Annotated in this window: 7 protein-coding genes; 6 read left to right on the top strand and 1 reads right to left on the bottom strand. The window is 70.8% G+C overall.

Translation table 11 applies throughout. The features are described 5' to 3' along the window. The 3 genes from VF647_24960 to VF647_24950 all read left to right on the top strand — a co-directional run. The coding region (locus VF647_24960; protein ID HEX8455353.1) for a hypothetical protein at positions 1-999 on the top strand (999 nt) is incomplete at its 5' end. 18 nt (positions 1,000-1,017) lie between these two features. After that, positions 1,018-1,425 carry a response regulator gene (locus VF647_24955; protein ID HEX8455352.1) on the top strand — a complete coding sequence of 136 codons (408 nt, stop codon included), beginning with the start codon at positions 1,018-1,020 and terminating at the stop codon, positions 1,423-1,425. Positions 1,426-1,596: 171 nt separating this feature from the next. After that, positions 1,597-2,022, top strand: coding sequence for a TraR/DksA C4-type zinc finger protein (locus tag VF647_24950; GenBank protein ID HEX8455351.1), 426 nt, complete (start codon positions 1,597-1,599; stop codon positions 2,020-2,022). 334 nt (positions 2,023-2,356) lie between these two features. Here the strand turns inward: VF647_24950 and VF647_24945 are convergent, their stop codons facing one another. After that, positions 2,357-2,899, bottom strand: coding sequence for a sigma-70 family RNA polymerase sigma factor (locus VF647_24945; protein HEX8455350.1), 543 nt, complete (start codon positions 2,897-2,899; stop codon positions 2,357-2,359). A gap of 224 nt (positions 2,900-3,123) precedes the next feature. Here VF647_24945 and VF647_24940 point away from each other — a divergent pair, with 224 nt between their 5' ends. The 3 genes from VF647_24940 to VF647_24930 all read left to right on the top strand — a co-directional run bounded on the left by VF647_24940 (position 3,124) and on the right by VF647_24930 (position 7,304). Next, positions 3,124-4,257: a citrate/2-methylcitrate synthase gene (locus tag VF647_24940; protein HEX8455349.1), complete on the top strand. Its 1,134-nt coding sequence runs from the start codon at positions 3,124-3,126 to the stop codon at positions 4,255-4,257. A gap of 209 nt (positions 4,258-4,466) precedes the next feature. Beyond that, positions 4,467-5,765, top strand: a complete 1,299-nt coding sequence (gene icd, locus VF647_24935) for an NADP-dependent isocitrate dehydrogenase (GenBank protein HEX8455348.1) — start codon at positions 4,467-4,469, stop codon at positions 5,763-5,765. Positions 5,766-5,837: 72 nt separating this feature from the next. Next, positions 5,838-7,304: a leucyl aminopeptidase gene (locus VF647_24930; protein HEX8455347.1), complete on the top strand. Its 1,467-nt coding sequence runs from the start codon at positions 5,838-5,840 to the stop codon at positions 7,302-7,304. The last annotated feature ends 4 nt before the right edge of the window (positions 7,305-7,308 follow it).

The following is a 7,308-nucleotide window of genomic DNA, read 5'->3' as shown; positions in this document are numbered from 1 at the left end:
CGGACCGGCGCCATCCTGGGCGGCCAGATGTGGGGCGGCCTGGAGCGCGCCGACGCCGAGCGCGCCTCGCACTCCGCCGTGCTGGGGTGGAACCAGCGGCTGAGCCTGAACGGCGGCTGGGCGCTCAACGTGCTCGCCGAGCGCCACTTCGGCCTGAACCGCGCCTCGCTCCTGGATCCGACGCGCGCCCTTCCCTTCGCGCAGACGGAGCGCGACCGCTGGTCGACGGGCGCCGGGGTCGAGTACCTCCCCACCGACAGCGCGCTGCGCTTCTCGGCTCGCGCGGAGCTGCACGGCGGCGCGGAGGCCCAGGGCTACCGCATCGACGTGGCAGGCGACCTTCCCATCGGCTCGTCCGCGGCGCTCCTCACGCGGCACGACTGGTGGCAGGACAACCGCAACGTGGGCAACGCGATGCAGCTCGCCCGCCGTGACCGCTCCCTGGTCGGCCTGGCGATGCGCCCCGCACAGCACAACGACCTGAACGTGCTCGCCAAGCTGGAGTGGCGGAACACGGTCAACCCGCTCCTCGCCGGCGGCGTGGGCTCGCCGGCTCTCTCCGAGCGGCGGCTGATCGGCGCCACGGACGCGCTGTGGGCCGTGCGCCAGGGCACCGAGATCGGCGCGCGCTACGCGGTGCGCTGGGCTTCGCGCCAGGACAGCAGCACGGCGCTGGGCGCGGTGTCGAACCTGGCGCACTTCGGCGGCGCGCGCCTCCAGCAGGAGCTCCGCGGCCCGCTGTCGATGCGGATGGACGGACGCGTGCTGCTGGACGCGACCGGGCGGGCCTCGCGGTGGAACCTGGCGCCGGCGCTGGTGGCCGCGCTGGGGCCGCGGGTTGAAGTGGAGGGCGGCTACCGCTTCGGTAACCTGATCGATCCCGACTTCGCGCAGCAGGGCGGGCGCGGCTTCTATGCCACTTTGGGCGTGCGCTTCACGGAGAGCGCGCTGACCAGCGCGGCGGACTTCTGGCGCGAGCGCATCGCGCGAGACCGATAAGAACCAAGGCACATTCTGATGGCACTCCCCAACGCGAAGCGCCCCCTGGTCGCCCTGGCGGACGACGACGAGATCCACGCCGAGGTGGTCTCCATGTGGCTGGACCGCTGCGGCTTCGAGGTCGTGCGGTTCGGCACCGGCGACGAGCTGCTGGCGTGGGCGCAGGGCGGCCCGGCCACCCGCCCGGACGCCCTCCTTCTGGACGTGGAGATGCCCGGCCGTGACGGGTTCCAGGTCCACCAGGAGCTGCGCCGCATCACCGACTTCTCCGCCACGCCGACCGTCTTCGTGAGCGGCATCGCGCCGGACCGATTGGCGGAGCGCGCGCGCGAGGTGGGCGCGCAGGCGTCGCTGCACAAGGACGAGCACCTGCTCCCCCTGCTGAGCGCCTGGCTGACCGCCACGCTCCTCCCGCCCGCGGTATAGTTCCGCGGAAAAGATATCGGCTCACGCGGAGACGCGGAGGCGCAGAGAGGATTTCTCTCCGTGCCTCCGCGTCTCCGCGTGAGCCCTTTGCTGTTATCCGGCACGGACATTGTAGACGACCGCGTCACGCGGCCCGCATGGCGCCGCTCACGACGACCGACAGGAGCACGCATGCTGACCGAAGAACAGCGCACGACCGTGGAGCGCCTCCTCATCCGCGAGCGCGAGCAGGTGCTGGACGCGATCGGGCATCACGACGCCGAGGTGCAGGACCTGCGCGACCGGGCGGGCGAGCTGAGCCAGTACCGCGTCCACCCCGCCGACCTCGCGACGGAGAGCCAGGAGAAGGAAAAGGACTTCATGATCACCAGCATGGAGGGCGGCCGTCTGTACGCCATCGACGATGCCCTCCGGCGGCTCTACGACGATCCCGAGTCCTTTGGCCGTTGCGCCCGCTGCGACAAAGACATCGAGTGGGAGCGCCTCGAGGTGATCCCCGAGACTACCCTTTGCGCCGAACACGCGCGGGTGCTGGACGAGGAGACCGGCGACGCGGACGCGGCGGATCCGCGGGAGGCGTCGCGGGCGGGGGAGTAGACGGCATGCGGCACCCTCTTCCACGCGAGCCGTGGGGGAGGGGCGTTGTGGCCGGACCTGGATTGCGGGCGACGGTGCCGGGGAGGGCACGGGCAGCCACGTGGGGCGGCCCCTACGACGATCGGTATTCGATGCAGGGGTCCGGGGCCAGGGCAGGGGAGGGCAGACACGCAGGTCTGCCCCTACCGGATCGGTGCGGCCGGACGGGCATCGGAGCGGTGCCGGGCACGGGCGCGATAAATCGCGCCCGTGCCGGATCTGTGCTGTTCTCCCCCTCACCCGCCCTGCGCCCCCGCAGGCGGGGGAGGGGGTCGGGGGGAGGGGGCCTCCCCCCTCACACCACGTCCCGCAGCAGCAGCTGCAGCGCCTCGCGCGCCCGCATCACCCGCATCTTGAGTGCGCTGATCCCCGTTTCCAGGCGATCGGCCATTTCCTCGTACGACAGGCCCTCGACGTGCTTCAGGAGGAAGGCCTCGCGCTGGGCTTCGGGGAGGCGGGCGAGGGCGGCTTCGACGACGCGGCCCAGCTCGCTGCGCTCCAGGACCGTGGCGGGGTCCTCGTCGTCGGAGGTGGAGGCGGTGTCGTCCTTGAGCTCGACGGTGTGCTGGCGGCGGTTCTTGAGCCAGTCGCGGCAGCGGTTGCGGAGGATGCGAAAGATCCAGGCGGCGAAGCGCGACGGGTCGTTGCAGGTGTGCAGGCGCGTGTACGCCTTCACCAGCGAGTCCTGCACCAGGTCCGCCGCCGCGTCCGCGTCGCCCACCATGCCGAGTGCATGACGGAAGAGCGGATCCTGGTAGCGCTCCACCAGGATCGCGTAGCGCTCGCCCTCGCCGCCGAGGATGCGCTGGATCAGCTCCGAGTCAGTGGAATCGTGCACGCGGCACCGCACATGGAAAAACGGGGCCGCGCCGGCCGCGCCGCCCCGCGCACACCGTTCCACGACGCCCTGTTTCACCTTGCGAGGCGCTGGGGGCGTTGCTATGTTGGCCCGCCTCCGCTGGCCCGGATGCTGCACCGCCGCGGGGCGCCCGCCGGGGCACCGCGGTACACCGGCGGGGAGTCGCCAAACTTACGTTCGCACAAGCGCTTGAGGAAGCGGAAATGGCCGCCAAGGGTCTCGAAGGGGTGGTCGTCGGCCAGTCCAGGCTGAGCTGGATCGACGGGGCTAACGGGGAGCTGATCTACGGGGGGTACGACATCGACGACCTCGCGCGGAACACCACCTTCGAGGAGGTCTGCTACCTCCTCTGGAACGGCTCGCTCCCCACCCAGCAGCAGTTGGACGAGCTGAACGGGCAGATCGCCGCGCAGCGCCGCGTTCGCCCCGAGATCATGGACATGATCCGCGCCTTTCCCAAGGACGCGGACCCGATGGCCGTGCTGCGGACGGTGACCTCCGCGCTCGGCATGTACGATCCGGCCGCGGACGACAACTCGGAGCCGGAGCTGCGCCGCAAGGCGATCCTGCTCACCGCGCAGCTCCCCACGGTGACGGCGGCGTACGACCGCATCCGCCGCGGGCTGGAGCCGGTGGAGCCCAAGGACGGGCTGGGCACGGCGGCCAACTTCCTCTACATGCTCAACGGCGAAGAGGCCAACGAGACGCGCATCCGCACCATGGACGTCGCGCTCGTGCTGCACGCCGAGCACGGGATGAACGCCTCCACCTTCGCCGCGCGCGTCACGGCGGGGACGCTGTCGGACGTCTACTCCGCGATCACCTCCGCGATCGGCACCCTCAAGGGTCCGTCGCACGGCGGGGCGAACGTGGAGGTGATGAACATGCTCCGCGAGATCGACGAGAGCGGCACCACGCCCAAGGAGTGGGTGCGGGACGCGCTCGCGGGCGGGCGGCGGGTGATGGGCTTCGGCCACCGCGTGTACAAGGCCACCGACCCGCGCGCCACCGTGCTGCGCGAGCTGGCAGACAAGATCATGGCCGAGGCGGGCGAGACCAAGTGGCTCGACCTCTCCGACCAGATCCGCAGCGTGATGGGCGAGGAGATGGAGGCCAAGGGGAAGAAGATCTACCCCAACGTGGACTTCTTCTCGGCCTCGGTCTACACGACGCTGGGCATCGAGATGGACCTGTTCACCGCCGTGTTCGCCATGGCGCGGACGCCGGGGTGGACGGCGCACCTCTTCGAGCAGTACGCCAACAACCGCCTGATCCGCCCGGAGGCGGAGTACGTGGGCCCGCGCGACCTCAAGGTCAAGCCCATCGCGGAGCGGTAGCGACAACGGCGGACCACCGCCTTCGGGGGCGCGGCGGAGTGCCCGCCGCGCCTCTTTTAACAGCAGTGCCAAGTGCTCAGTGCCAAGTGCTCAGTGGCTCCGCGTGCGGACCGGGCACCTGCTACTGAGCACTAGGCACTAGGCACTAGGCACTAGGCACTTAGCACTCAGCACTTCCGTCCTTCAAACCTTTCCACGAGCCTAACCCCATGTCCGACTGGCAGCCCACTCCCCCCGCGGGCGGCGAGCGCATCGAGATCCGCGACGGCGCGCTCCAGGTCCCCGACCAGCCCATCCTTCCCTTCATCGAGGGCGACGGCACCGGGCCCGACATCTGGGCGGCATCGCAGCCGGTCTTCGACGCCGCCGTGGAGCGGGCGTACGGCGGCAAGCGGCGCATCCATTGGATGGAGGTGCTCGCCGGCGAGAAGTCCTTCAACCAGACCGGGAGCTGGCTCCCCGACGCCACGCTGGACGCCTTCCGCGGCTACCTGGTGGGGATCAAGGGGCCGCTCACCACGCCCGTCGGCGGCGGCATCCGCTCGCTGAACGTGGCGCTGCGCCAGGTGCTGGACCTGTACGCCTGCGTGCGGCCGGTGCGCTGGTTCGAGGGGGTCCCCTCGCCCGTCAAGCGCCCGGGCGACGTGGACATGGTGATCTACCGCGAGAACACCGAGGACATCTACGCCGGCATCGAGTTCGAGGAAGGCACCGACGACGCGGCCCGCTTCAGCCAGCTCCTGGCCGAGAACTTCGGCGCCCGCTTCAAGAAGGTTCGCTTCCCCGAGACCAGCGGCTTCGGCATCAAGCCCGTGTCGCGCGAGGGGACGGAGCGCCTGGTGCGCGCGGCCATCGAGTACGCTCTGGCGAACGGGCGCCGCTCGGTGACGCTGGTGCACAAGGGGAACATCATGAAGTTCACCGAGGGCGCCTTCAAGACGTGGGGCTACGAGCTGGCCGAGCGCGAGTTCGGTGACCGCGTCTTTACCTGGGCCGAGTACGACCGCATCAAGGACGCGCAGGGCGAGGATGCGGCCAACGCGGCGCAGAAAACGGCCGAGGGCAACGGGCGCATCATCATCAAGGACTCGATCGCCGACGCCTTCCTGCAGCAGATCCTGACGCGCGGCCGGGACTACGACGTGATCGCTACGCTCAACCTGAACGGCGACTACGTATCCGACGCGCTCGCGGCGCAGGTGGGCGGCATCGGGATCGCGCCCGGGGCGAACATCAACTACGTTACCGGTCACGCCATCTTCGAGGCGACGCACGGCACCGCGCCCAAGTACGCCGGCAAGGACCAGGTCAACCCGGGCTCGGTGATCCTCTCGGGCGAAATGATGCTCCGCTACATGGGTTGGGGCGAGGCGGCGGACCTGATCATCAGGGGGCTGGAAGGCGCGATCAGCGCCAAGACCGTTACTTATGACTTCGAGCGGCTGATGGAGGGCGCCACCAAGGTGTCGTGCTCCGAGTTCGGCCGCCGGATCATCGCCCACATGTAGGGTGTACGTGCCGCCCGGCCGCATAAGCGACGCCGGGCGGTTCGTTTTTCCCATGGCAAGCAAAGCATCCTGATGAACATTTCCGTTCGCCGCGCCGGCCCGGCCGGGCAGCGGACCCCGCTGCTCGTGGCCCCCATCTTCGAGGGCGCCGCTCCCGATGCGTCCCTGGGTGCGGAGGCCGCCGCCGCGCACGCCCGCGGCGACTTCACCGGCAAGGAAGGGGAGAGCGTCCTCCTCTACCCCGCCTCCGGTGCCGAGCGCCTCCTGCTGGCCGGCGCGGGGAAGGCGGACGCGCTGACCGCGGAGAAGCTGCGCCGCGTGGGCGGGACCGCCGCCAAGCAGGCCGCGAAGGCGCGCGCCTCCGAGGCCACCGTTCTCCTCCCCGCCAGCGCGTTGGGTGCGCATGAGGCCGCTCGCGCCGTCTCCGAGGGCGTGGTGCTTGGCGCCTACACCTTCACCGAGCTCAAGGCGCTCCCCGAAGGCCAGCCCGCGCCGGTCGAGCTCGGCTCCGTCACCATCCTCCTCCCCGACGGCGTGGATGAGAGCGCCGCGGCCGAGGGCGCGCGCGTCGGCGAGATCGCGGCGCGCGCGGAGAACCTGGCGCGGAACCTGGGCAACCTCCCCGGAAACATCGCCACGCCCACCTACCTGGCGGGCGTGGCGGAGCGGATCGGAAGCGAGCACGGGATGACGGTGACCATCCTGGGGCCCGCCGAGATGGAAGCCGAGGGGATGGGCGCCCTCCTCGCCGTGGCGCGCGGCAGCGACGAGGAGCCGCGCTTCATCGTGCTGGAGCACCGCGGCGGCGCCGATGGCGACCGGCCCCTGGTGCTCGTGGGGAAGGGGCTGACCTTCGACGCGGGCGGCATCTCCATCAAGCCCGGGCCGGGGATGGAGGAGATGAAGTTCGACATGTGCGGCGGGGCGGGCGTCCTCGGCGCCATGCAGGCGATCGGCGAGCTCAGGGTGGGCGCCAACGTGATCGGCATCGTCCCCTCCAGCGAGAACCTGCTGGGCGGTCGCGCCATGAAGCCGGGCGACATCTTCCGCGCCCACTCCGGCAAGACGTTCGAGGTGGTGAACACGGATGCGGAAGGCCGGCTGATCCTGGCCGACGCCCTTTCCTACGCGCGGCGCTTCGACCCCGTCGCCGTGCTGGACGCGGCGACGCTGACCGGCGCCTGCGTCGTCGCGCTGGGGCACCAGGCCACCGGCGTCATGGGGAACGACGAGGCGCTGATCGCCGAGGTGCGCGCCGCGGGCGACCGCACGGGCGAGCGCTGCTGGGAGCTCCCAATGTTCGAGGAGTATCGCGAGCAGATCCGCAGCGACTACGCGGACATCAAGAACAGCGGCGGGCGCCCGGCTGGCGCCATCACCGCCGGCTGGTTCCTGCGCGAGTTCGTGTCGTACCCGTGGGCCCACCTGGACGTGGCGGGCACCGCGTGGGGCGAGGGGAAGCTGTCGTACCAGGTGAAGGGCGCCACCGGGGTACCCACGCGCCTCTTCGTGGACTGGGTGCTGGCGCGCGCGGGGTGACGGG

The sequence above is a fragment of the Longimicrobium sp. genome (genome assembly GCA_036387335.1).
Lineage (GTDB): Bacteria > Gemmatimonadota > Gemmatimonadetes > Longimicrobiales > Longimicrobiaceae > Longimicrobium.
Note: the sequence above shows the minus strand (reverse complement) of the source record. Positions and strands in the feature narration are given on the sequence as shown.

Bases quoted from the DNA above. Each gene is read 5' to 3' on its own strand.
- VF647_24955 (HEX8455352.1), top strand. From the start codon at position 1,018: ATGGCACTCCCCAACGCGAAGCGCCCCCTGGTCGCCCTGGCGGACGAC.
- VF647_24950 (HEX8455351.1), top strand. From the start codon at position 1,597: ATGCTGACCGAAGAACAGCGCACGACCGTGGAGCGCCTCCTCATCCGC.
- VF647_24940 (HEX8455349.1), top strand. From the start codon at position 3,124: ATGGCCGCCAAGGGTCTCGAAGGGGTGGTCGTCGGCCAGTCCAGGCTG.
- icd (HEX8455348.1), top strand. From the start codon at position 4,467: ATGTCCGACTGGCAGCCCACTCCCCCCGCGGGCGGCGAGCGCATCGAG.
- VF647_24930 (HEX8455347.1), top strand. From the start codon at position 5,838: ATGAACATTTCCGTTCGCCGCGCCGGCCCGGCCGGGCAGCGGACCCCG.